At 50.9% G+C, this 23,618-nt stretch carries 22 protein-coding genes; 10 read left to right on the top strand and 12 right to left on the bottom strand.

Annotated features, from left to right (window positions below):
- Positions 1-9: 9 nt before the first annotated feature.
- The 4 genes from rplS to AC07N2_RS00925 all read left to right on the top strand — a co-directional run bounded on the left by rplS (position 10) and on the right by AC07N2_RS00925 (position 5,408).
- Complete coding sequence (gene rplS / locus AC07N2_RS00940) at positions 10-396, top strand: 50S ribosomal protein L19 (RefSeq protein ID WP_076592271.1); 387 nt, start codon at positions 10-12, stop codon at positions 394-396.
- A 270-nt stretch (positions 397-666) separates the two neighbouring features.
- Positions 667-1,332, top strand: coding sequence for a CoA pyrophosphatase (locus tag AC07N2_RS00935; RefSeq protein WP_494776606.1), 666 nt, complete (start codon positions 667-669; stop codon positions 1,330-1,332).
- A 119-nt stretch (positions 1,333-1,451) separates the two neighbouring features.
- Positions 1,452-2,408, top strand: a complete 957-nt coding sequence (locus AC07N2_RS00930) for a CobD/CbiB family protein (RefSeq protein WP_494776605.1) — start codon at positions 1,452-1,454, stop codon at positions 2,406-2,408.
- Positions 2,409-2,537: 129 nt separating this feature from the next.
- On the top strand, positions 2,538-5,408 hold the full coding sequence (locus AC07N2_RS00925; protein ID WP_494778089.1) for a bifunctional diguanylate cyclase/phosphodiesterase: 2,871 nt from the start codon (positions 2,538-2,540) through the stop codon (positions 5,406-5,408).
- Here the strand turns inward: AC07N2_RS00925 and AC07N2_RS00920 are convergent, their stop codons facing one another.
- A complete protein-coding gene (locus tag AC07N2_RS00920; RefSeq protein ID WP_494776604.1) occupies positions 5,409-6,815 on the bottom strand; it encodes a glycosyltransferase family 2 protein in 1,407 nt (468 codons plus the stop codon).
- Positions 6,812-7,867 carry a HEAT repeat domain-containing protein gene (locus AC07N2_RS00915; RefSeq protein WP_494776603.1) on the bottom strand — a complete coding sequence of 352 codons (1,056 nt, stop codon included), beginning with the start codon at positions 7,865-7,867 and terminating at the stop codon, positions 6,812-6,814. Before AC07N2_RS00915 ends, AC07N2_RS00920 begins: the two co-directional genes overlap by 4 nt.
- A 348-nt stretch (positions 7,868-8,215) precedes the next feature.
- On the opposite strand from AC07N2_RS00915, the gene dacB reads away from it, so the two are divergent.
- Positions 8,216-9,643: a D-alanyl-D-alanine carboxypeptidase/D-alanyl-D-alanine endopeptidase gene (gene dacB, locus AC07N2_RS00910; RefSeq protein WP_494776602.1), complete on the top strand. Its 1,428-nt coding sequence runs from the start codon at positions 8,216-8,218 to the stop codon at positions 9,641-9,643.
- Positions 9,644-9,672: 29 nt separating this feature from the next.
- Here dacB and AC07N2_RS00905 read toward each other — a convergent pair whose 3' ends face one another.
- The 4 genes from AC07N2_RS00905 to AC07N2_RS00890 are packed head-to-tail and all read right to left on the bottom strand — an operon-like array spanning position 9,673 to position 12,588.
- Positions 9,673-10,176 carry a TPM domain-containing protein gene (locus AC07N2_RS00905; RefSeq protein ID WP_494776601.1) on the bottom strand — a complete coding sequence of 168 codons (504 nt, stop codon included), beginning with the start codon at positions 10,174-10,176 and terminating at the stop codon, positions 9,673-9,675.
- Positions 10,176-11,042 carry a TPM domain-containing protein gene (locus AC07N2_RS00900; protein WP_494776600.1) on the bottom strand — a complete coding sequence of 289 codons (867 nt, stop codon included), beginning with the start codon at positions 11,040-11,042 and terminating at the stop codon, positions 10,176-10,178. Before AC07N2_RS00900 ends, AC07N2_RS00905 begins: the two co-directional genes overlap by 1 nt.
- Positions 11,043-11,054: 12 nt before the next feature.
- A complete protein-coding gene (locus AC07N2_RS00895; RefSeq protein WP_076592263.1) occupies positions 11,055-11,651 on the bottom strand; it encodes a LemA family protein in 597 nt (198 codons plus the stop codon).
- A gap of 46 nt (positions 11,652-11,697) precedes the next feature.
- Positions 11,698-12,588: a DMT family transporter gene (locus tag AC07N2_RS00890; protein ID WP_494776599.1), complete on the bottom strand. Its 891-nt coding sequence runs from the start codon at positions 12,586-12,588 to the stop codon at positions 11,698-11,700.
- Positions 12,589-12,647: 59 nt separating this feature from the next.
- On the opposite strand from AC07N2_RS00890, the gene pyrF reads away from it, so the two are divergent.
- Complete coding sequence (pyrF, locus tag AC07N2_RS00885) at positions 12,648-13,463, top strand: orotidine-5'-phosphate decarboxylase (protein WP_494776598.1); 816 nt, start codon at positions 12,648-12,650, stop codon at positions 13,461-13,463.
- A 232-nt stretch (positions 13,464-13,695) separates the two neighbouring features.
- Here pyrF and AC07N2_RS00880 read toward each other — a convergent pair whose 3' ends face one another.
- From AC07N2_RS00880 to AC07N2_RS00865, 4 genes are all read right to left on the bottom strand, one after another.
- The gene (locus AC07N2_RS00880; RefSeq protein WP_494776597.1) at positions 13,696-14,184 is read right to left on the bottom strand and encodes a CinA family protein; all 489 of its coding nucleotides are present in this window, start codon (positions 14,182-14,184) and stop codon (positions 13,696-13,698) included.
- An 11-nt stretch (positions 14,185-14,195) separates the two neighbouring features.
- Positions 14,196-14,720 carry a phosphatidylglycerophosphatase A family protein gene (locus AC07N2_RS00875; protein WP_494776596.1) on the bottom strand — a complete coding sequence of 175 codons (525 nt, stop codon included), beginning with the start codon at positions 14,718-14,720 and terminating at the stop codon, positions 14,196-14,198.
- A complete protein-coding gene (gene thiL, locus AC07N2_RS00870; RefSeq protein ID WP_494776595.1) occupies positions 14,717-15,685 on the bottom strand; it encodes a thiamine-phosphate kinase in 969 nt (322 codons plus the stop codon). The genes AC07N2_RS00875 and thiL overlap by 4 nt, the downstream gene beginning before the upstream one ends.
- 145 nt (positions 15,686-15,830) lie before the next feature.
- Complete coding sequence (locus tag AC07N2_RS00865; protein WP_494776594.1) at positions 15,831-17,042, bottom strand: NAD(P)/FAD-dependent oxidoreductase; 1,212 nt, start codon at positions 17,040-17,042, stop codon at positions 15,831-15,833.
- Positions 17,043-17,408: 366 nt separating this feature from the next.
- Here AC07N2_RS00865 and AC07N2_RS00860 point away from each other — a divergent pair, with 366 nt between their 5' ends.
- Entirely contained in the window at positions 17,409-19,721 is a 2,313-nt protein-coding gene (locus tag AC07N2_RS00860) for an NADP-dependent malic enzyme (protein WP_494776593.1), read from the top strand.
- 66 nt (positions 19,722-19,787) lie between these two features.
- Here AC07N2_RS00860 and AC07N2_RS00855 read toward each other — a convergent pair whose 3' ends face one another.
- The gene (locus tag AC07N2_RS00855) at positions 19,788-20,705 is read right to left on the bottom strand and encodes a 5'-nucleotidase (RefSeq protein ID WP_494776592.1); all 918 of its coding nucleotides are present in this window, start codon (positions 20,703-20,705) and stop codon (positions 19,788-19,790) included.
- Between the two features lie 137 nt (positions 20,706-20,842).
- Between AC07N2_RS00855 and AC07N2_RS00850 the strand changes: the two genes are divergently transcribed.
- On the top strand, positions 20,843-21,223 hold the full coding sequence (locus AC07N2_RS00850) for a YkvA family protein (RefSeq protein ID WP_494776591.1): 381 nt from the start codon (positions 20,843-20,845) through the stop codon (positions 21,221-21,223).
- A gap of 82 nt (positions 21,224-21,305) precedes the next feature.
- Here the strand turns inward: AC07N2_RS00850 and AC07N2_RS00845 are convergent, their stop codons facing one another.
- Positions 21,306-21,566, bottom strand: coding sequence for a hypothetical protein (locus AC07N2_RS00845; RefSeq protein ID WP_494776590.1), 261 nt, complete (start codon positions 21,564-21,566; stop codon positions 21,306-21,308).
- Positions 21,567-21,719: 153 nt separating this feature from the next.
- On the opposite strand from AC07N2_RS00845, the gene AC07N2_RS00840 reads away from it, so the two are divergent.
- Both AC07N2_RS00840 and hmpA read left to right on the top strand, forming a co-directional pair.
- Entirely contained in the window at positions 21,720-22,178 is a 459-nt protein-coding gene (locus tag AC07N2_RS00840; RefSeq protein ID WP_494776589.1) for an RrF2 family transcriptional regulator, read from the top strand.
- A gap of 86 nt (positions 22,179-22,264) precedes the next feature.
- The gene (gene hmpA / locus AC07N2_RS00835) at positions 22,265-23,467 is read left to right on the top strand and encodes an NO-inducible flavohemoprotein (RefSeq protein WP_494776588.1); all 1,203 of its coding nucleotides are present in this window, start codon (positions 22,265-22,267) and stop codon (positions 23,465-23,467) included.
- Positions 23,468-23,618: the final 151 nt, after the last annotated feature.

Here is a 23,618-nt window from a genome sequence, read left to right as displayed (position 1 = left end):
GTAATAAAAATGGATTTGATCCAAACATTAGAGCAAGAAGAAATTGCTCGCCTGGCAAAAAACATCCCTGACTTCGCTCCTGGCGATACAGTGATCGTCAACGTTAACGTAGTTGAAGGTACGCGCAAACGTGCTCAGGCTTACGAAGGCGTTGTAATTTCCCGTCGTAACCGTGGCTTGAACTCGAACTTCATCGTTCGTAAAATCTCGTCCGGTGAAGGCGTCGAACGTACGTTCCAGCTGTATTCCCCGCTGATCGCATCGATCGAAGTCAAACGTCGCGGTGACGTACGTCGTGCAAAACTGTACTACTTGCGTGAACGTTCGGGCAAATCGGCACGTATCAAAGAAAAATTGCCACAACGCCGCGTTGCAACAAAACAAGCTGCAGAATAATTGTATTAATCGAATTCATTCGAGCAATTCATTCGGTAGTAACAAAAAAGACACCTTCGGGTGTCTTTTTTGTTTTTGTGGCACATTTTTTGATTGTTAAATCTGGTGCTTAAGCTGTGACAGGTTTAACATCGATTAAAGTAATTGTATGAATGTGTCATGTAAATTTTGCGTGCTACTTTCATCATTGACGATTTATGTATCAGCTCTGGCATGCATGTTCTGCTGAGCGATTGTTGGATTCATTATTCTTGTGCGTAGGAAGCTGATTTGGCCAGACTGCATTTCGATCCGGAATTACTCCCTGTGGATTCACTTGGTGGAGAAGAGGCCATTGCATCAGAGCGCTTGATGGCGGATGCATTGCGTGCACGTTTTGCCCATCCCCCAGCATGGTCGCCGGAAATCACGGTTGAGCGTCTGGTGCGGCCTATGGATACGACATTGACGGAAGCTGCAGTCTTGCTGCCGATAGTATTGCGCGAGACTGGGCCGACCCTATTGTTCACGCAACGGACTGCGCATTTGAACGATCATGCGGGGCAGATCAGTTTTCCCGGCGGCCGTATGGAAACTTACGATGGTTCGCCCATTGAAACGGCTTTGCGTGAAACTGAAGAAGAGGTGGGCATCAACAGGCGGCATATTGATGTCATTGGTACTTTGCCTGAATACCACACCGGCACAGGTTTTCGTGTGACGCCCGTAGTCGGGATCGTGCAGCCGCCGTTTGAAATACATGCTGATCCATTTGAGGTGGCCGAGGTGTTTGAAGTGCCACTATCCTTTTTGATGGATGGCATGCATCATCAACGCCGGACTGCCGAGTTTCTTACCGGTAGTCGTACTTTTTACGTCATGCCTTACGAGCGCTTTTTTATCTGGGGCGCAACTGCGGGCATGTTGCGTAATCTGTTTCATTTTCTGCGGGCGTAAGCCTGTTGTACATAGACAGTACAGAGTTTGGCTGTCGGTAAAATATTATCGTTCTGATTATTTGATTCTCGCGAAGTGCTGCGTTATCGTATGGGTTGGCTGACTAATAAGGCGCTTTAATGACATTTTTTTCCATCTTCTTTGCGCTATTGATCGAGCAATTAAAGCCATTGCGCGCGGATAACCCGGTATACGCCGGAGCCAGAGCACTTGCTGCCAAGCTGGAAGGGTCGTTCAACGCAGGTCAGGCACATCACGGACGGCTGGCCTGGGTCTTGATGATTGCTGCATTCACGATACCGGTTGCCATCTTGTACTGGATCAGCGTCAAGCTCGGTCCTTTGGCTGCATTGATCGTGAATGTCGGCGTGGTGTATGTGACTTTGGGCTTCCGTCACTACAGTCACTTCTTTACTTCTATTCAGCTGGCTTTGAATAACGGCGATGAAGCGACCGCACGTTCCCTGCTGGCTGAGTGGACCAAGCGGGATACCGCAGGTATGGATGTCAGTGAAGTGGCACGCATTGCGGTAGAAACAGCATTGGTCACGACACATCGCAATGTGTTTGGCGTGTTCTTCTGGATATTGACGCCGCTGGGTCCGGTTGGTGCCGTCATGTATCGCGTCGCAGAATATCTGGCGCGTATCTGGAACGAGCCAAAAATGGCAGAGCGTGAAGAGTTCGGTCGTTTTGCCGCACAAGCGTTTTACTGGATCGACTGGATTCCTGCGCGATTGACTGCGGCTGCATTTGCGGTAGTTGGTAACTTCGAAGATGCAATTTATGCGTGGCGTAATTTTGCCGGTCGTTGGCAGGATGAGGCCATTGGCATCATTCTTTCTGCTGGTGGTGGCGCGATGGGTATACGCCTTGGTGCGCCGGTTGAGAATGCGACAGATGTTATTCCCGCAGATGCAGGGACGGTGGATTCCATCAATATCGAAACAGAAGCACCAGTCGGCGAAGAGGCTTCCAGCCGCGCATTGCAAAGCACAGTAGGTCTGGTGTGGCGAGCGTTGTTGCTATGGATGCTGTTGGTGTTGTTGTTATCTATTGCCAAGTGGCTGGGTTAATTGGCCACTGTCACAAAAAGCGCGCTGTGCAAGCGCGCTTTTTTGTAATTGAAAATGCCTCATAGATATGCTTTTGTTGCTGATCATGAATTCCGGCTTTGAAAAATACCGCATAGGGAATACTCATTGATGCGTAGTCGCGCACCTTTTTCTGTGTCATTGGCCGCGTTGTCGACGCTTCTGATCGGATTGTTGATCAGTGCACTGCTTTTTACAGCTGTGCGTCGTCTTGAGCATGACAAGGTAGATATCGATTTTCAGCAACAGGCCAAAGTACGTGTGGCTGCTGTGCAGAATGGGTTGGATAGTTCACTGCGCGTGCTGACCGATATCAATCAATTATTCACTACCTTCGGTGCGATCAGTCGCGAGCAATTCGCATCATTTTCCCTTCCTTTGCTGGAGCGTAATCCTTACATCCAGGCCTTCAATTTCCATCGTTTTGTGTCGAACCAAGAGCGTCCGAAATACGAGGCAGCAATGCGTGCGCACTACCCAGGATTTTCGATTACGGAAATGGTTGATGGCAAGCGGGTGCCAGCCGCTGAAAGGGCGCGCTACCGCGTAGTGAATTATATCGAGCCCATGCAAGGCAATGACGTTGCATTAGGTTTTGATGCGGACTCTTATCCGTTTCAACGCGCCGCAATGCAACGCGCGATTGATACTGGCAAGCCTTCTGCGACTGGATTGCTGCGCTTGCTGCAAGAACGTACGGTGCAGCGCGGCTTCATCGTTTTGATGCCGGTCTATCAGCCCGGTATGCCGCTGACCGATATTGCATCGCGTCGTTTGGCTGTGATAGGTGATACGGCTGCAGTTTTTCGTAGCGGTGATTTAATTGCCAAATCACTGGACGCAGATAATTTCTTGCTGGCTTCGAACATTGATCTGGACGTAGATGTCAGTGTGTATGCAAGTGCCGAACAAAATGAAGATAGTTTAGTCTTTGGTCAAGGGACCATCCCGACGGTACATGAAGCTATGCTCGGCCTGCCAAAGTGGTTGTTCTATGATCAGCCTGCACCTTACCAACATGTATTTGATATCGCTGGCAAAACATGGAATATGGTGGTGTCTACACCTCCTACCTTGTTCATCAAAAAAAGCAGCAATGCCTTGTGGGCGTTCCTCGCGGGACTTTTCTTGAGTGTCGTTTCAGCGATTTATCTGCAAACAGTAGTGGATCGTTCACGCCGTATTCAATTGCTGGTCGATGATAGAACTGCGCAGCTACGTGCAGTCAATGAGGACTTGATTGCTGATATCGCTGCACGCAAGCATGCCGAGCACGAGTTGCAGTTACGTGAGCGAGCAATCGAAGCAAGTGCCAATGCGATCATCATTACCAGTGCGCTGGCACCACATTATCCGATTGAATATGTGAATCCTGCATTCGAACGGATTACCGGCTATACCCTGGAAGAAACGATAGGACGCAACATCGGATTTTTGTGGGGCAAGGATAGCGATCAACCAGGTATTGAAGAAATTCGTGCGATTGCATTCGAGAAAAGAGAAGGCCATGCTGTTCTGCGCAACTATCGCAAGGATGGCACTTTGTTCTGGAGCGATTTATATGTTGCACCAGTCAAGGACGATACAGGCGAGGTGAGTCATTTCGTCGTTGCGCAATACGACATTACAGCGACCAAGCGGTATGAGTCAGAGCTGGAATTTCAGACTAATCGAGATGCACTGACAGGTTTGGCCAATCGCAGCTTGTTGCGCGATCGTTTAAGCCAGGCGATTTCGTATGCGCATCGTTATAACCATCCGATCTGGATAGCCTTTGTCGATCTGGATCGCTTCAAATTCGTGAACGATACACTGGGGCATCAAGCTGGCGACATTTTGTTGAAAGCCATCGCAGAGCGTTTGCAATTGGCGGTACGTGATACGGATACAGTATCGCGCATGGGTGGTGATGAGTTTGTATTGATACTTCCTGAGCGTATCGACTCTGGATTATCGACCGGGATCATACAACGCATCATGGATGGCATCGCGCAGCCGTTGACGATTGAAGGTCATGAATTCTTCATCAGCAGTAGTGTGGGTGTCGCGGTTTATCCGACCGATGGCGCAACACCGGAAGAGCTGATCAAGCATGCTGATATCGCGATGTATAGAGCGAAGGAAACCGGACGTAATAACTTCCAGTTCTATACTTCGGCGATGAATGAACGTGCCTTGGAGCGCTTGCGGATCGAGGGTGATTTGCGCAATGCCTTGGAGCGCGAGGAATTCATCTTGCACTACCAGCCGCAAGTGGATTTGCGCACGGGAAAAATCGTCGGTGTAGAAGCATTGATACGCTGGGAGCATCCAGAGCTGGGCATGATTCCACCGATGCGCTTTATCGGTTTGGCAGAAGAAACTGGTTTGATCGTGCCTATCGGTGCATGGGTAATACGTACCGCATGCTTGCAAAACAAGGCGTGGCAGGCGAGTGGCTTGGGCTACTTGCGGATGTCGGTCAATCTGTCATCACGTCAGTTCGCACAGCAGGATTTGCTGGAGTCGATCGCCTTGGCCTTGCAAGAAGCGGAGCTGGCGCCTGAGTATCTGGAAATCGAATTGACGGAAAGTCTGGTGATGGCGGATGTTGATCATGCGATCGGCGTCTTGCGCGAGTTGAAGGCGTTGGGCGTGAAATTGTCGATCGATGATTTTGGTACAGGTTATTCCAGTCTGTCTTATCTGAAACGCTTCCCTATCGATGTGTTGAAAATCGATCGCTCATTCGTCAATGACATTACTACCGATCCAGATGATGCTGCCATCGTTGCATCCATCATTTCATTGGCGCATAGCTTGCGTCTGACTGTGATCGCGGAAGGGGTGGAAACTGAAGCGCAACTGGCTTATCTGCAACAGCACGATTGCGATCAGATCCAAGGATATTTCTTCAGTCGTCCGGTGACTGCGCAAGCCTTGGAAAGCATGCTGCAAGACAGCAAGCGCTTGCAGATTGAAACAACCGGCTCTCTGATCTGATCAAGCTGCCCGGTTCGTTTCCAGATATTCAATTGCATCATGACTGCTTGGCCGACCTGTCATCCAGCGCAGCATGCCTAGTGCACGCCAAGTTGATGTGAGTTGGCGATAGCCTAGATTGCTGATGACAGCCGCGATGGCCAACTTGGCGATATCGCTGGTGGTCGGATAGAGATGGAAGGACATTTCTTCCAGCAGCAAGGTAGATGCCGACAGCAGAATACCCAAGCCGATTGCTACGGAAAGAAACGCAATACATGCTTGCCATGACACCAGGCCACAGGCAAAGGCGATGAGCATGAATGCGTAGCCGAGAAATTCAAGGATAGGGCCCGACCATTCAAATAGCAGGAAGAATGGGAAAACGATGCGGCCAGGTACACCACCATTGCGTGAGAACATCAATTCCATATTCTGGTTGAGGCTATCTGCCAGCCCTTGTTGCCATCGTATGCAATGGCTTTTCAAGGTGGTGAAATTCTGTGGCACTTGATGCCAGCACACAGGATCAGCGACAAAGCGTATGCGATACGTTTGTTGCTTCTTGCGCATTAGACGGTGCATGCGCACGATCAATTCTGTCCCCGCGCTGCGAGTATCTCGACGATAGCCGCCAACTGCGATGACGCTTGCTTTGCGGAACAAGGTCATGCCAGCTGGAGCCATCAACATGCCATTGAGCATGGACCAGCCTAACGGCGCGAACAATGTGCTGCGTAGATATTCAATGATTTGAAAAAGTGTTAACCAGTGCTTGGGTAACGCGACCTTTTTCAACAAACCATTTTCTATTTCGCAACCGTTGGCAACACGTACGGCACTTACTGCTGCGATCACTGTATTGTCGTTCAGGAACGGCGTGACGATACGTTTTAAGCTATCTCTATGCAGGATAGTCGCTGCATCTACGCTGCAAAATAATGGATAACGTGATGCGTTGATGCCGGCGTTCAGTGCATCTGCAGTGCCGCCATATTCTTTGTCGATGACGCGTAGATTGGGATAGCGTGTTGAGCGATAAATGCGGCTGACAGCTTGTGTCGCCAATTGCACGCGATAGGCCTCTGGAAATGGATGCAGATCAAATGCAGCAGTCAGGATTTGTATGGTTTCGTCTTGCGAGCCATCGTTGATGACGATGATTTCCTGCTGCGGATAATCGAGTTGCAGCAAAGCCTTTACTGCGGCTGCGATGGTGTTGGCCTCATTGCGTGTTGTGAGCAGTATGCTGATCGGCGGCTCTAATCCTGTATGGATATGTGGCAGATCGGCCAGGATTTTTCCCTGTTCTATGCCATGCATGCGGAAGATCGCAAGAATATTCAGGAAGAGATAGCCGAGGTTGTAGGCGATGAAATAGCTGAATACGCCCCATGTCACGTAATTGAGTACGACAGGCAATGTCATGATGGATGTCTTTCCGCCAGGGCTTGGCCAAGCATGTCGCGGGCAAAACGATCTGATAAGTTGTGTCGCAATAATTCGATTTCGACTATGCCGAGAAATGGTATTCCTACTAGTGCCTGTGCCGCACGATAACGTACCCACCATTCCGCGTCCGCCAGCAGCGGGATCAGGCGATTGACGTCTGCGTGTTCGCCTATGCGCCCCAATACTTTTGCTACTTGCCCGCGTACACGCCAATCAGGGTGATTTAAATGTAGACGAATATGGCTCAATAAACCGGCATCTTTTGAAATGCGTAACGCGGCGATGATGGTTTCTGTCTCGTTTGTTATATCCAGCAATTTGAGCGCAGTAGTGTGCGGTATCGGTAGGCGTAAAGCTTCGATCAAACGCAAAGCCCTGATCAAATGAGCGGCCTTGATTTCTTCCGCAGCTTCAAGCAATGGAAGAGTGAACGCGCTATGTGCTGGTTGCAGAATGCTGGCGATATGCGCAATCGCCCAATCTTCGCGCGCCAGCATGAGTGGTGTTAATTGCTGGGCGGCGGCCTTTGCATCGATTTGTACTAGCGCATGAAATGCATTGATGGACGTGACGTTATCTGCAGCGAGTGTTTGCATCACGAGTACATCCCATGAAGCATGGTCACGCAAGTGCCCCAGTGTCAGTATTGCCAGCAGACGTTCGACGCGATTGCCATGGCGTAGCAGGCGCTGCGAAAAACGATCACAGCCGACGGAGTAGGCAATGCTGATCAGATTTTCCGTTGCCTCGCGACTGTTGGCGCTACGTATTAATTGATTCCAAAGTTTTAAAAAGTAGACGCGATCGCGTGCGGCCAGGGAAGGCAGTACAGCAGAAACAGAAGAATGGAGTGAGCTGAGCAGCAAGGGATGCCAGATCGAGAAAAATGCGCGTTCTGCTCGCGTGCGGCGGTTGAGTGATGCGCGTAAATAGAGCAGCACCAATATCAATAGCAGCGTTAAACCAATAGCGACCATACCTATCCAGGCAGTGCCGACGAAATGAGGATCTGAAGAAAAATTCGACACTTAAGAGAATGCTTTGCAGCTGGAAAGAAATGTTATGGCGCGAGCAGTCATAGCATCATGCATGACATGCTGATTTTTTGCGGTAACACTAGCTGGAGGGGATGCATGAATAATCATGATGGGCATTCGTATTGCACTTGGGCATCTTATTGTAATGCCGATTACAGGCTGAATATGGATGCGAGCGTATTTCGCATCCTCCTCTGGTGCAGGAGTTCAAGGATTCGACTCTTTTGAGCAACAGCCGATGTTGATAATGCAATGTCCGTGCCAAATTTTGGCAGCAAGGATGGGTGAGTTGCTTCGTCTGGCATGTAATAATCATCCAATCACATCAGACCCAATATCATGCGAATCACGACACGACTTACTTGCACTTTTTCCTTACTTTTTTCGATTGTTGTTGCTCCTGTTTACGCTCATGCAGCAGAAGGATTGCCGTCAGTCGTGACTGATGCATTGAAACGTAGTGCTATACCGCTTAATGCAGTGGGTACTTACGTACAAGAGGTATCGGGACCAGCGCCCTGGATTGCATCGAATGATGTCGCTGGATTTAATCCCGCATCCACGATGAAGCTGGTGACCACCGATGCTGCGCTTGATTTGCTTGGGCCGACCTACACCTGGAAAACCCAGGCGTATATGACAGGTACGCTGAATGGCGATGTGCTGGATGGCGATTTGATCATCAAAGGCAGTGGTGATCCGAAGCTGGTGACGGAGAATTTTTGGCAATTCCTGCGCAAGATACGTGCGACGGGCATACGCGAGATACGCGGCAATCTGATACTTGATCGTAGCGTGTTTGAAGACATGCCCTACGATGCCTCCGTGTTCGACGGCGATCCATTGAAGCCGTATAACGCCGGGCCGGATGCCTTGCTGTTGAATTACAAGGTATTCGCTTTCCATTTTCAGCCTAATCCAGGCCGTAATCAGGTCGATGTCACCATCGATCCGCCGGCGGCACCTTATCCGGTGATGGCGCCAAGTTTGTCGAATGGTGCATGTGGCGATTGGCAAGGCAAGCTGCAACCGTCCATGGGACGTGTCAGCGCGAATTTCACCGGGACTTTTTCCGCTTCATGCGGTGAAAAAACCTGGTATTTGCATCCGTATCAGATGAACCATAGCGAATATTTTGGCGTGGTGTTTCGTCAGCTATGGACGGATGTGGGCGGGGCTTTTTCCGGTAACGTTACTAATGGCGTAGTGCCACCTGCTGCGCGATTTGTGACGGAGTGGCAGTCAACCACATTGCCGGAAGTGATACGCGACATTAATAAATACAGCAACAATGTGATGGCACGCCAACTGCTGTTGACGCTGGCAGCGGACGTACTCAAAGTGCCTGCAACGCCAGAGCGCGGTGGGCGAGTTGTCAAGACATGGCTGGCCAATAAGGGAATCGATACATCGCAGCTGGTGATTGAAAACGGTTCGGGTTTGTCACGTACCGAGCGCATTTCTGTCGGTGCGATGGGACGCATGCTGGTCGCTGCTTTCAAATCACCAACCATGCCAGAATTCATATCCTCGCTGCCGCTGGTCGGCTATGACGGTACGATGCGCAAGCGTTTGACGAAACAATCGGTGGCAGGAAGTGCGCACATCAAGACAGGTTCATTGAACGATGTTCGCGCAATAGCTGGTTATGTGCTGGCTGCATCGGGCAAGCGTTATGCGGTGGTGTGTATTATCAACCACACGAATGCAGTAGCCGGTCCGGCAGCGCACGATGCATTGTTGCAATGGATTTATGAGAATGGTTGAGTAGGTCGTAGCGCGTCGTGGAGACGCGCTTAAAGCAGTATCGGTTTATTCGATAACTGATTTGCTTGTGGTGTCTCATTTTCCGGGAAATATTCGTGCAGCATGGTGTTGAGTTGCTGCAAGCCGGCAATCGCGCTGTCGTGATATTCACCCTTGGCAAAACCTTGCGTCATGGTTTTACAAACCGCGTGCCAGTGATGGCTTGGAATCAGTTTTGAAATACCGCGGTCAGCGACGATTTCAACTTGATGATCGGCCAGCTCAATGTAAATCAGTATGCCGCTGTTTTCTTCCGTATCCCAGATGCGATATTGCGAAAACAATTCATGTGCACGCTGGCGGGAGCTGACTCCGGCTAACACCGCGGATAGTTCAAGCGAGTGTTCAACGATCAGGCGTATCTCTGCGCGATGTGTTTTCTCTCCAGCCGCGATGGTTTTTTGAATTGCTGCCAGCGTTGCGCAAGGGAATGCTTTTTTGCCAGTGAATCTGGTCGTCGTTAGATGCCGTATTGCACGCGAAAATTTATTCATTACCAATTCCCCGAAGCGCCGCCGCCGTCAAAACCACCACCGCCGCCGTCAAAACCACCGCCGCCGCCGTCAAAACCACCACCGCCACCGGAAAATCCTCCACCGCCGCCAAAACCGCCGCCACCTCCACCAAAGCCGCCGAATCCTCCACCGGAGCGACGACCAAGTTCATTACCGATGGCAGCGCCCAGAATCACGCCTGCCGAATTGCCCCAATCACCATTGCTGCTATGACCGCGCGGGCCGCTGCCGCCACGACTGCGTGCAATCGTGATCAGAATAAGAATGGCAAAAAAGATGAAAGGTGCCCAGCCGAAAGCATCATTTTGCTGCGCTTTGTTGCCTTGTTTCGCGGGTTCAGGGAAAGCTTCCTTGTCCAGCAAACTGGTAATGACAGAAACACCTGACGCTAGGCCGCCGTAGAAATCACCTTGTCGGAAGTGTGGTGCAATCACGTCCTGCAGCACACGTTTGGATTGCGCATCGGTCAGCACGCCTTGTACGCCACGCCCGGTTTCTATGCGCAGGCGGCCGGATGCAGCTGTATTGTCTTTGGCAACCAGCAACAGCACGCCGTCATCGACACCTTTGCGTCCCAGCTTCCACGCATCAGCGACGCGTATGCTGTATTGCTCTATGCCTTCCGGCTCGGTGCTCTTTACTAGCAGGATGGCGATCTGGTTGCCGGTGCGCGTTTCGTACTCAGCCAGAACATTTTCCAGCGTGGTGCGCTGTTCCGCGTTCAGCATGCCGGCCAGATCGGTCACGCGCTCTTTAAGCGGCGGGACCGGCACAAGATTCTGTGCGCTGGCGAGCATGCAGAAAAATGCGAGCGTACAAGCCAGCAGATATCGCGGAATGTTCATGGGCTGATGATCTTATTTCTTATCAAAATTGACGGCTGGCGGTGCTGAAATTGCTTTCTCGTTTTCTACCGTGAAAGATGGTTTCACCGGATAACCGAAGACCTTGGCCGTGATATTGGTCGGAAAGCTGCGTGCCAGTACGTTGTAATCTTGTACTGCAACGATGTAGCGTTGGCGTGCGACGGTAATGCGATTTTCCGTACCTTCCAGTTGTGATTGCAAATCGCGGAAGCCGGTATCTGCTTTCAGTTGCGGATAGTTTTCAGAGACGGCCATCAAGCGCGACAAGGCTGAGGACAATTCGCCCTGTACTTGTTGAAATTTGCTGAAGGCTTCCGGATTGTTCAATACTTCTGGCGTGATCTGGAAGCTGGTTGCCGCAGCACGTGCCTTGGTCACCGCTTCTAGCGTTTCGCGTTCATGCGTTGCGTAGCCTTTGACGGTATTGACCAGATTCGGAATCAAATCGGCGCGTCGTTGGTATTGATTGACGACTTCGCTCCATGCCGCTTTGGTCGCTTCGTCTTTTGTTTGAAAGTCGTTGTAGCCGCATGCGCTTAATGTTGACGCCAGCAAAGCAATCGACAGCCATTTGAATAGTTTGGTCATTTCATTCCTCCTTGAATATTGTGCAAAACATCCGGTTTGTGATCGGCTATTTGATGACGGTGGTGCGGGGTTTCAATAGTACCGTGCTCATTGCTGCAAGAATCAGCAACATTGCTACAAAATCCTGCCAGTGCGGCATTTCGTTTAACAAGTACATGCCGGAAAATACGCCCAGCACCGGGATCATCATGACCGACAAGCTGGAAGCAAGAGGTGGCAAAGTGCGCGCCAGTGAAAACCAGATTGTCTGTGCAAAACCAAATACCAGCAGCGAGTTATAAGAGATCGCCAATAATTCTGCCGTGTTAGGCAGGCGCCATGCTTCATATTCAAGCAAGGCTGAAATCAAACTCATACAAACTGCACCCAGCAGAATCATCCAGAATGTCAGGGTGATCGATGGAATATTGAGTTTGGTGCGCTTCATCAATACGGTGCCATAGCCCCAGGAAGCAGCGGCGATCAATGCCAGTATGCTGCCCAGCGGTTGTCCGGCCATATTTGCAAATTCACTTGATAGTAACAATAGTGCACCACTCAGTGCCAGTGCGATACCGCACCAACCAGCGCGCGTAATGTTGTCGCGGAAAAAGATGAGGCCTGCCAGCACTGCCCAGATCGGCATCGTATAACCGAGGATGGCAGCGCGCCCGGAGGACAGCATTTTTACGCCGACGATGATGCAAGTGTTCCAGATAATGACATTAGGGATGGCGAGCTTGAAAATGGTTCCCAAGTCGCTGCGTGTAATCTTGAAGGAAGCGCCTTGCGAGCGCACGGCCAGCCATAAGACAGGAACCGCTCCCAACATGCACAGGGAACGGAAGGCAATCGGCGGGAAAAATTGCACCCCTATTTTCATGATGGGCCAGTTAATGCCCCAGCACAGGGTCAGAAGAACGAGCAGGATCCAGTCTTTGCGGGAAAGAGATGTCATGCCGGCACGATAACATGGCGCGTTACAATACGGATTGTTAGAAATAGAAAGATATCGCCGTGACCTTCATCCAAAAACTATCCGCCGTCTGGCAAAGCCAGAAAACCCAACTTTGCATTGGTCTTGATCCAGATCTGGCCAAGTTTCCAGCCCATTTGCAGGGCAAACCTGATGCCATTTTGACATTCTGCAAAAAAATCATAGATGCAACGGCCGATACCGCCTGTGCGTTCAAGCCGCAGATCGCCTATTTCGCAGCCTTGCGTGCGGAAGACCAGTTGGAAGCGATTTGCAGCTATTTGCGTGAGCGTTATCCGCATATCCCGATAGTGCTGGATGCCAAGCGCGGCGATATCGGTGCGACTGCAGAACAATATGCGCGTGAAGCTTTCGAGCGTTATGGCGCAGACGCAGTGACGGTCAATCCGTATATGGGCTTTGATTCGGTACAGCCTTATCTGGAGCGATCGGATCGCGGTGTGATCGTGTTGTGCCGGACTTCCAATGCGGGTGGTTCCGATCTGCAATTCCTGAACGTTGATGGCAAGCCTTTGTACCAACACGTGGCGCATCTGGTGGCAGACAAATGGAATACCAATGGCCAATGCGCGCTGGTAGTCGGCGCGACCTTCCCGAATGAGTTGGCACAGGTGCGTGCGATTGTTGGTGACATGCCTTTGCTGATTCCCGGCATTGGTGCGCAGGGCGGTGATATTAAAGCGACGGTAGAAGCCGGACGTACTGCAAATGGCACCGGCATGATGATCAATTCATCGCGCGCGATCTTGTATGCGAAAGCGGATGAGAATTTTGCGCAAGCTGCGCGTCAGGTCGCACTGGATACCCGCGACGCTATTAATCAGTATTGCAAATAACACCCCATATTCATGGGATAGATGAGCCGTCAGGTGGGCCCTATACTTCGGGATCTGAATTTTCGGCCTGCCTGCTATGAATTATCTAATTGAAAATCATCCTGTCAAAACGATGGCAACCGCCATTGCATTAGCTGCATCGGCTTTGTTCTTTTTGTTCTAATAGAATTTAGGATGCGATCAATGCCGATGTGTGAGCAGCATTGATGCTTTGACGCGGCTTGGTTGCAAATCAAGCGTTTTTGTTCAGCAGGTCCAGCAAGCCCTGTAATGCATGTTCTATGCTTTGCTCACGCACCGAGTGGCGGTCGCCGCTGAATATTATTTCTTCTACCTGCACTTGTTCGCCTAGCGCCCACCCGAAGCAAACCATGCCTACGGGTTTGCCTGGTACGCCGCCGCCGGGGCCAGCAATGCCGGTGGTCGAGAGTGCAACCGTAGCTCTGCTGTTGGCGAGTGCGCCTTTGCACATTGCCACGGCCGTATCCTGACTGACTGCACCGTGTCTGGCCAACACTATTTCCGGTACTTTCAATAGCGCAATTTTGGATTCGTTGGAATAGGTAACGAAGCCACATTCAAACCAATCGGATGAGCCGGCAATTTCAGTGATGGCCTGTGCCACACCGCCGCCGGTGCACGATTCTGCTGTTGCCAGCATCAAGCCGCGATCTTTCAAACGTTGACCAACTGTAGCTGCCAGTTCAAAGAGATTCGACATGGTGTTTCCCGTTAGAAGCTGCGCCAGATGGCAAAGACCAGCAAGGTGAAAAATGCCGCGACGATATCGTCGAACATGACGCCGAAGCCGCCTTTGAAACGTCTATCGAAATAGTTGATAGGCGGCGGTTTGACCATGTCGAAGAAGCGGAAGACAAGGAATGCATAGAATTGCATCCACAAACTTGCCGGTGTAATGAAGAGCAGCACCAGCCAGATGGCAATCACTTCATCCCACACCATGCTGCCGTGATCGGCAACACCGAGATCGCGACCGGTTTTGGCACATGCCCAGATACCAAGCAGGAAGCCGCCGATAATCACTAGCCACCAATTGGATGGCGTAAAAAACAAAGGCCAGCGGGCAGTCAGTACATTGAAGGATAACCAGCCAAACAAGGTGCCAAAGGTGCCTGGCATGAACTTGGCCAAGCCGCTGCCGAATCCTTGTGCGAGGATGTGTGCCGGATGCGCCAGCATGAAGCTGGAATTGGATTTGACAGGAGTGCTGGACGTGTCGGATTCGGATGCGTTCATGGGGAAGCGAAGTGGTCGAAGGATGTGATGTTCAGATCCAATGGTCGACCCGCTTGATCGAGCAGGCGCAGACCGGATGCAACATCGATGGTGCCTATGCGTGTCACCGGGGTATCGGCTGCCATTGCAGCTCCCAGCACCGCTTCACGTTTCGATACTGGTGCGGTGAAACACAATTCGTAGTCGTCGCCGCCTGCCAGCGTAAAGCGACGGCGTATATCTTGTGACTGTTGTTGCAGCATGGTTCCGGCTGGTAAGTCATCCAGATGCAAGGTGGCGCCGACACCTGATTTTTTCAGGATATGACCAAGATCGCCGATCAAGCCGTCAGATACATCTAGCGCAGAATGCGCGATGCCACGCAAAGCTAGGCCGAGTGCCACACGTGGTTGTGGTGTATGCAAGCGTACAGCCGCTGCGGCGAGTGTCTTTGCATCCAACTCATATTCTTTATAGAGCGCACCGAGCGCAAGGCGGGCATCGCCCAAAGTACCGGAAACCCAGATGTCGTCGCCGATTTGCGCAGTATCACGGCGCAAGGCTTGGCCAGTCGGAGTTTGCCCGAATACCGTAATGCAAATATTCAATGGGCCTTTAGTGGTGTCGCCACCTATCAATTCGCAATTATGCGTATCGGCTAGTGCAAATAGACCTTGAGAAAATTGTGCGAGCCATTTTTCTTCTGCACTCGGCAGGGAGAACGCGAGTGTGAAGGCCGTCGGTGTGGCGCCCATTGCCGCTAGATCGGACAAGTTGACGGCCAGCGATTTATGGCCGAGTTTGTAAGGATCGGCACCGACAAAGAAGTGGCGACCTTCGACCAGCATGTCGGAAGAAATAGCCATTTGCATATCGGCTTGTTGTGCCAGCAGCGCGCAATCATCCCCGATACCCAGCGTAGCTCGGTTTTTAGGATGGCCAGGGCGCACGAAATAGCGCGCGATCAGATCGAATTCGGACAACATGCTGCAATTGTACAGAATGCAGCGGGAGTCTTTGCGTCAGATGTAGTTTGGGAGGATATGAAAAGTATGTGAAGCGCGACCTCAATTCAGAGGACGCGCTTCACATGATGGATTGCCGTGACAGGCAATCGCCTTGTGCGACGAATCAGCTGGTTGCTGCGTCTGCTTTAGCACTGCTGGCCTGTCCCAGACCGGCCAGCAATTCTTGCCGGATGGCATTGTCATGCGGCGATACGCCAAAACCTGCCAGCAAGCCATTTGCATCGTAAAAGCGACAGATGCTGCGACCAGTTGCGGTCGTTTCATCCAGCCATTTGCCGGTCGCGATGATATGCGGTGCGGGAGGGATCAATGCCAGCGGGTAACTCGGTGTTTTAATCAAGACCGGCGATGGCTTCAAATCGATCGCGGTTTTTTCACCCGTCAGCGTGCGGGCAATGGCGCGACCTGCAGTCATGATAGGTGTGATGTAAGGCAGGGTATGTGTGCTGCCATCGGTGAGCGAGGTGTACTCCGCGCAGTCGCCCAAGGCATAAATATCTGCCGCGCTGGTTTGCCCCGCAGTATCGATGATGATGCCGCGTCCGGTTTTGAGTTGCGCTGCATGTGCCAGACGCAGATCAGGGCGCAGGCCGACTGCGGACAGGACGACATCGGCTTCCACCGTATTGCCGTCGGCCAGTGTCACGCGCAGCTCGTTTGCGCCATGTGCGACGGTTTCTGCCACGGTATTCAGATGGAAAGTAACGCCGCGCGCGCTTAATGCTGTCTGCAGATTTGCTGACAGCGTAGGTGCAGCCAGTGCGGCGAGTGGTCGCGAACTTGGATCGACCAAGGTGACGCTGTGTCCCGCACCTGCCAGATCGTCGGCGAATTCGCAGCCGATCAAGCCGGCACCCAAAATGGTGACACGTACCGGATGGGCATTTTTCGGCGAGCTGATGTGCGCGCGGAATTTTGCATAGTCATCGACGTGATTGACGGACAGGACTTGATCGGCAGCTTCACCCTTCAAGCCTAAATGTATAGCTTGCGCGCCGACTGCCAGTACCAGCTTTTCATATTCGTATACGCCATTGTCAGTCGTGACTGTTTTGGCAGCAGCATCGATGCCGGTGACATGGGTGTTGGCTTGGATCGTGGCATTCAGTTGCTCTGCCATTTGCGCCGCACTGTGCGTGATCATTTGTTCTGCCTGCTTGCCGTGTGCAAAGGCATTCGACAACATAGGCTTGGAATAGAAGCCGCCGCTATCTGCGGTGATCATGATCAAGGGAGTGGTTTTGTCGAGTTTGCGGAATTCGCGTGCAACGGTATAACCAGCCAGTCCTGCTCCGATAATGATGATCGGTTTCATATACATCCTTCTAGTCTAAAAAATGTCGCGTTAAAAAACGCGTAATAAGTGTGCGAAATAGGCATGGAGCGATGTCCAATTACTTGCAGTTTACTCAAAACCTGATTTTTAATCTGCATTTAATTTGCAGCAATTCATGGGGCGTTATTATCAGTCTTAAATCGAGTACTTATTGCTTATCGTTCGTAAAATTGAATATCTCGTAAAAGATGATAATTATTGCAAATATCGTCAATTTTATTGCTATCTTCTGACATATTTTTCACTTGTTTTTATCCGTAGAAACACGTAGAAAAACGCGATTTATAAATTGCGGCTCTGCTAAAATGGACGGTTTCCTACGCATAAAAAGGATGGCTGCATAGCATGGATTCGAACACCGATAAAAAAGAAGAACTTCGCCTTCAGTTACGTCAAGCTGCACTCGAGTATCACGAGTTTCCAACTCCCGGAAAAATCAGCGTCACTCCCACCAAACAAGTAACCAATCAGCGCGATCTGGCTTTGGCCTATACGCCGGGCGTTGCCGTCGCATGTGAAGAAATCGCCGTTAATCCGGCTGATTCATATCGCTACACAGCACGTGGCAATCTGGTTGCCGTCATTACTAACGGTACTGCAGTGCTGGGCCTGGGTAACATCGGCCCACTGGCAGCCAAGCCGGTGATGGAAGGCAAAGCCGTACTGTTCAAGAAATTTGCCGGTATCGATGTCTTTGATATCGAAATCAACGAAACCGATCCAGACAAGCTGTGCGACATCATCGCCTCGCTGGAGCCGACCTTCGGCGGTATCAATCTGGAAGACATCAAAGCACCTGAGTGCTTCTACATCGAGCGTACCTTGCGTGATCGCATGAAGATTCCAGTCTTCCACGACGATCAACACGGTACTGCGATCATTGTTTCGGCTGCAATCTTGAATGGCTTGAAAGTCGTCAATAAAGATATCAAGAAAGCCAAGCTGGTCGTTTCCGGCGCTGGTGCTGCTGCACTGGCCTGTCTGGACTTGATGGTTGATCTGGGCTTCCCGCGCGAAAACATTTTCGTCACCGATCTGGCCGGCGTTGTGTATGAAGGCCGCGTCGAATTGATGGATCCGGACAAAGAAAAGTTCGCGCAAAAAACCGATGCACGTACGCTAGGCGACGTCATTGTCGATGCAGATATTTTCCTCGGTCTGTCGGCTGGTGGTGTATTGAAACCAGCGATGGTTGCTGCGATGGCGAAGCGTCCTGTCATTCTCGCGCTGGCAAATCCAACACCAGAAATTCTGCCAGACGAAATCCGTGCAGTGCGCGACGATGCTGTGATTGCAACAGGTCGTTCCGATTTCCCGAATCAGGTGAACAACGTACTGTGCTTCCCGTACATCTTCCGCGGTGCACTGGATTGCGGCGCGACCACGATTACACGTGAAATGGAAATTGCCGCAGTGCATGCAATTGCCGAACTGGCGCAAGCTGAGCAATCGGATATCGTGGCGACGACATATGGCATCAATAATCTGAGCTTCGGTCCGGATTACATCATTCCTATGCCGTTTGATCCGCGTCTGATTGTCAAGATCGCGATGGCAGTAGCCAAGGCTGCGGAAGAATGTGGCGTCGCTTCGCGGCCGATCAAGGATATGGACGCGTATGCCGATCGTTTGCGTCAGTTTGTCTATCGCAGCGGCACCTTCATGAAGCCGATCTTCCAGATCGCGAAAGCTACACCACCGGATCTGAAGCGTATCGTTTATGCAGAAGCCGAAGAAGAGCGCGTCTTGCGTGCGGTACAAGTTGTGGTCGATGAAAAATTGGCGAAACCGATTTTGATCGGTCGTCCGGCGGTATTGGCACAACGCATTGAACGTTTCGGTTTGCGCATCAAGCCGGATGTCGATTTCACCATCATCAATCCTGAGCACGATGATCGCTATCGCGACTTCTGGCAGACGTATCTGGAAATGACACGCCGCAAAGGTGTGACCGAGCAATACGCCAAACTGGAAATGCGTCGCCGTCATACGCTGATCGGTGCAATGGCTATTCACAAGAAATATGCTGACGGCATGATCTGCGGCACCTTCGGTACCAACGATTTGCATTTGCATTATGTGGAGCAAGTCTTGGGTAAACGCGCTGGTGTGAATGTCTACGCTGCGATGAATTGCCTGATTCTGTCAGATCGTCAATTGTTCCTGGTTGATACACACGTCAATGAGAACCCAACTGCTGAAGAGCTGGCAGAGATTACGATACTGGCCGCGGAAGAAATGCGTCGCTTCGGTCTGGCACCGCGTGCTGCATTGTTATCGCACTCTAATTTCGGTTCCAGCGATAGCGAATCTGCGCAAAAAATGCGCAAGGTGCTGCAATTGGTTAAAGCGCGTGCGCCAGATCTGGAAATTGAAGGTGAGATGCATGGCGATATCGCACTCAATGCAGAGCAACTGAAACAAGTGATGCCTGATTCGAACCTGAAAGGTGAGGCCAATCTGTTGATCTTGCCAAATATTGATGCGGCAAATATTTCATACAACTTGCTCAAAAATACGGTTGGTAGCGGTGTGGCTATTGGTCCTATCTTGCTGGGTTGCGATAAGCCTGTGCACATTCTGACGCCATCGGCGACGGTGCGTCGTATCGTGAACATGACGGCTTTGTGTGTAGCGGATGCAGTAGCAGAACGCTAATCCCAGCAGTCAATAAAAAAGCCGCTCTTGCTTATGCAGAGCGGCTTTTTTTATGTGCGCGACGATCTAGTGATCTTTAACGTCTGCACGTAATGGCACGCGTCCGGTTTGTACCAAGGGTGATGCGCGATCGCAATGGCCGGGTTGATCGTCGAAGAACATGTGTGGTTTGAAGGCGGCCAATACATCCGATTTCGATACGCCACCCATGAAGAAAGTTTCATCTATCGTCACGTCCCATGCGCGCAATGTGCGGATGACGCGTTCATGTGCCGGCGACGAGCGTGCAGTAACCAATGCAGTGCGTATAGGCGCAGTACGGCCTTCTGTATTTTTGAAACTGTTCTGGATGAAAGAAAGCGCTTTCAGCAAGCGCGCAAAAGGACCTTCCGGCAGCGGTCGCAATGCATTCTCACGTTCGTGATTTTCAAACGCTTCTATGCCTTGGGTTTGGTAAATTCGTTCGGATTCATCCGAAAAAATGACTGCATCGCCATCGAATGCAATACGGATTTGATCCAGTTCTTCAAAAGCATTGGCTGGTTTTTGATACAACAGTGCAGCAGCGACACCAGAGTTGATGGCGGCTTGCACATCATCTTCATGCAAGGACAAGAACAAGCTGACGTTGAAGGCGTGCAAATAAGGCGCGAGTGATGCGCCGCCGGATAACACTGCGCGCGTGATATCGAGGTCGTAATGTTTGATCGAATTGAAGATGCGCATCGATGTCTCGGTAGAGTTACGCGACATGATGACGACTTCGACAAAGCGTTGGTTCGGCGTTAATGCATTGAGTTTGAGCAGGGCGCGTACCAAGGCGAAGCCGGCACCCAGCTTCAGGATTTCTGCTTCATTGTCGAGCTGATGCTGGCGATAAGCTTCCAGACCTTGTGTGCGAAAAATAGCTTCTTCCGCTTCCAGATCGAAGAGTGCGCGCGATGAGATACCAACTACCAGTAAGCGATCGAGTGAGACGGGCATTGTTTGGTTTTCTCCCGAATGTCAGGAATAGTGTGCAAAATACACGAATGACATGTGTTTGCAGCTAAATAAAAGATGGGAATCATTATAAGCATTCCTGCTGGCTAGGATTTGTTCTACTAACGATAGAGATACTGATGCTTGCAACGATAAGAAAATGGGCCAAACGGATCAAGCGCGATGTCATCGTCCTATGGTTTGCACGCAAGCATCCGGAGACGCCGTTTTTGGCCAAAGTCGTTTGTGTGGTGGCTGTGGTGTATGCATTAAGTCCGATTGATCTGATCCCGGACTTTATTCCGATACTCGGTTATATCGACGATGTATTGCTGGTGCCGGCATTGATTTGGTTGGCAGTGCGTTTGTTGCCGCCGCATGTGCTGGCGGATTGCAGAGTGCAAGCCGATGATTGGATCACCAAGTATGCCAAGAAGCCCAAGAGTTATGCGGGCGCGGTGCTTGTAGTTTTGATCTGGGGTGTACTGGCTTATCTTTGCTGGCATTGGTTAGCGCATTAAAGACAATTTGCTGGCGTGCTTGTAAGGCGAGGGGAGAAATATGCGGTGAGATTGGCGTTATGCGAATCTCACCTAGGTATATTTATTGTTGCGGCTTCTCGTCTTTGTCTTCGTAAAAAGAGACGCGTAGTGCACGGCTGCGGTGCAATTTTTTCAATCCAGCTTTGGTTCCCAGATAGGCGGCAAGCACGCAGTACAGCAATGCCATCCAACCAAGGTAGTAGACGCCGACGAATGGCAGTACGATGACCAATACAGTGGCGAAGAAATCGCGTTTCTCAATGGTGATCCAGTAATGCGATAACGCATACACAATGAAGAGTCCGATAAAGCCTAGCAACATGATGTTTCCCTGAATACAGATGGTGTGGTGCATTCTAGCATTCACTATTTTTGCGGGTGCAGTTTTTGCTGCTGCGCTGCGGCATGGAAATTAAATATGTTGCTTTAAATATGCACATTAAATAAAATGGGTCGTACTAGAGAGCGATAGCTGATGAAATTAACCCGATTTTCGGATATTGGATTGCGTGTGCTGATGTATTTGGCACGGGAGTCGCGCAGCCCATCGGTTACCGTTGCGGAAGTCGCATTGCAGTTCGATGTGCCACACAATCACTTGGTTAAAGTGGTTGGCATGCTGGCGAAGATGGGTTGGATAGATGCGGTGCGCGGTCGTAATGGTGGTATCAGTCTGGCGGTGAGCGCAGATGATTTGCATATCGGTAGCGTCTTGCGCGTGCTGGAAGGTGATACGGAAGCGATTGATTGCGAAGGTATAGGTTGCCGGCTTTCTGGTGATTGTCGTTTGCGCAATGCCTTGAAGATAGGTGTGGATGCTTTCTACGGTGCAATGGATGAGTACACCTTGGCCGATATCGTGAGTGGTAGCACAGGTGAGCATATAGTCATGATGCATAAACATTTCCTGATGGATCGCGCTGCCACCGTTTAGTGTGTAAGAAGTCGAATCGATGGACCTTAACGAGGTCCTTTTTTATAACTTATAAGTTGCATTTTAAATGCCACATAGGAGTAATCATGTTGTCAGCTGAGTCACGCCCCTACATCGATGCAAGTGTTCCGGTTTTGCGCGAACACGGTCTCGCCATTACACAGGTTTTCTATAAAAACCTGTTCATATCGCATCCGCAATTACACAATATTTTTAATGCAGGGAATCAGGCGAACGGTTCGCAACAGCAATCGCTGGCTTCTGCCGTCTTTGCGTATGCCGCTAATATCGATAATCCGGCTGCATTGGCACCGGTGATTTCACGCATCGTGCACAAGCATGTATCGCTGGGTGTAACGGCCGAGCATTACCCGATAGTTGGCCAGCATTTGCTGGAAGCGATCAAGCAGGTTCTCGGCGATGCAGCTACACCAGCGTTGATCGCTGCATGGGCGGAAGCGTATGGAATTTTGGCGCAGGCTTTGATCGATGAGGAAAGCAGATTGTACAAAGCAGCGGGCGTGACGCCAGGTGCTTTGTTCGATATGCGGGTAACTGCAGTAGAGCAGGAGAGCGATCAGGTCAAATCATTTACCTTGGAGCCAGCCGATGGTGGAGAAGCACCGTCATTTCATCCTGGGCAATACGTGAGTGTGGCTGTGCATTTGCCAAGCGGCTTGCGTCAGTTACGTCAATACAGTTTGTCGGATGCGCCAGATTATCGGCATCTGCGGATTTCGGTCAAACGTGAACCAGCTGGTGCAGAGACGCCGGTCGGCACGGTTTCCAACTGGTTGCATGACAATGTTGTGGTCGGCAGCATTTTGTCGACCAGCAAGCCGTTCGGCGATTTCAAACCAGATACCGATGGTGACGGACCGATCGTATTGTTGTCCGCCGGTGTGGGTATTACGCCAATGATTTCAGCATTGAATCGCATCGCTTACGTCGCGCCGCAACGTCGCGTTATTTTTGCGCATGCCGCACGCAATGCACAGCACCATCCACATCGCGCCGATATTGCGAAGGCAGTCGAGCTGATGCCGAATTTGCACAACGTCACATTTTATGAAGAGAGTGCAAGCGAGCAAGGCAACGATGCTTCCTTGCCCGGCCGTATGCAATTGAAGAAGCTGCCACAGTGGGATATTGCCAATACCAAAGTGTATATGTGCGGTCCATTACCCTTCATGCAGGCACAGTGGGCGGATCTAGTCGCACATGGTGTGCCGCCACAAAATCTACATCGCGAAGTCTTTGGTCCTGATCTGCTGGATCATTTGATTTAAGGCAAGGTATCGAGTTGTCATCTGGTTTCAGGTTGCTTTGCAGTCTCTCTGTTACCTGAAGTTGTATCAGATGCGGCCACGATAGGCACTGACAGCGCTAGCCACGCTGCTCAGTGCCACATTTTTCTTCGACAGTTTGTGAATAGTGGGG

The sequence above is a fragment of the Herminiimonas sp. GW821-FHT09C12 genome, assembly GCF_059416385.1.
Note: the sequence above shows the minus strand (reverse complement) of the source record. Positions and strands in the feature narration are given on the sequence as shown.